We start from the raw sequence: 1,249 nt of genomic DNA, 5'->3' as shown, positions 1-1,249 counted from the left end.
AGTTCCAGCCGACGCCTAACGGCGCGGCTGAACGCAATCGTTAGGCGTCATGAAGCATTTAGACATAGTCCATAGCTTTCAGGATCGTCAAACCAACGCCAGTAGAGGGTTGTGTCGCGTCAGATCGTTCGCGACGATTTCCGGAACAGTTGTGTTGCTAACCGATCTTGGCGACAAGAATGACGGGCAGTCGGTCACGAATGCGGTAGAGAGCGTAGTTGGCTCGCTGCTCGAACTGGGGATTGTGATCGCCCCTGCGACATTCATAGAGCATTACGAGGGCAATGTCTTTCGCGGCGATACGTTCGATTTAGTCACACTCTCGCCTACGAGTTGGAAGTCACTGTCGCGCGACGAAGCACTCAGGCTCATTGGAGGAGAGGCTTCGGAACTGGATGATCGGAGCGACTCAAACCCGCGAATCGTTGAGCAGGCTGATCGTCTAAGATTCCGCAGGAACCCCTTTGTTGACTCACCATCACCAGAGTCAAATGATGTCATTAAGCGAAAGCTCCAGATTATTGACGGCATGATCTCAAAGCGCGCTGTCGAAGACCTAGTCCACGCGGGCGCGGGGGAGCAACAGCTACAACGCCTACTAAAGACTGATCTGTCGATTTTTGGCGAAGCATATGCCAAGCCGGATGACGAATACATTTGCTTCTCCGAATTCCCGCTTGCAGACGGAGCCGTAGACTTTGTCGTACTTACAGGGCGATCAAGAATGGACGTAATTCTTGTGGAAGTTAAGGGTGCAAACTTCAATCTCTTCAATTCAAATCACTACGGCGCTTTCAATCACAAGGTCATCGAGGCCGCCACACAAATTCAAAAGCGTCTGGGTGAAATCTTCAGAGATTTAGAGAGTTTTCGTCAGCATGTACACCAATTGCGCCACCGGGCCGAAATTGGTGAAGCGATCCACAACGCGTTTGTAGGCCCTTACCATCGTCTTCAGGTCGATCCTAAAAAGGACATCAACGTTAGAAGCGTGGTGATCGGTGGGCGGACCGTAAACGATGTCGAAGAAAGCACCAAGCGGCAGGACTACGAGGCTCGCAGTACGCCTCCGGTTCGTATCGAGTCCTGGAACACATGGCTGCGGCGTCTTCAGCGCGCGTGACGCCTAACCCGCAGTTCCAGCCGACGCCTACGAGCCCGGCGTCTTCACCGTCGAGCGCCATGTCCGCGGCAAGTGGGCATGCGCGAAGTGCCAGAAGATCGAGCAGACGCCGGTCGCCGCCCACAT

General features: G+C 54.0%; 1 protein-coding gene. It reads left to right on the top strand.

Translation table 11 applies throughout. The annotated features are described in order from the left end of the window. Nucleotides 1–49 precede the first annotated feature (49 nt). On the top strand, nt 50–1,123 hold the full coding sequence (locus tag B0W88_RS31805; protein ID WP_077038413.1) for a Shedu immune nuclease family protein: 1,074 nt from the start codon (nt 50–52) through the stop codon (nt 1,121–1,123). Nucleotides 1,124–1,249: the final 126 nt, after the last annotated feature.

The sequence above is a fragment of the Pelomonas sp. KK5 genome (genome assembly GCF_001984095.1).
In the GTDB taxonomy this organism is placed as follows: Bacteria; Pseudomonadota; Gammaproteobacteria; order Burkholderiales; family Burkholderiaceae_C; genus KK5.
This window is presented reverse-complemented; position numbering and strand designations above follow the sequence as displayed.

What these genes read in the sequence shown, in the direction of transcription:
- B0W88_RS31805 (WP_077038413.1), top strand. Translation starts at nt 50, where the DNA reads ATGAAGCATTTAGACATAGTCCATAGCTTTCAGGATCGTCAAACCAAC.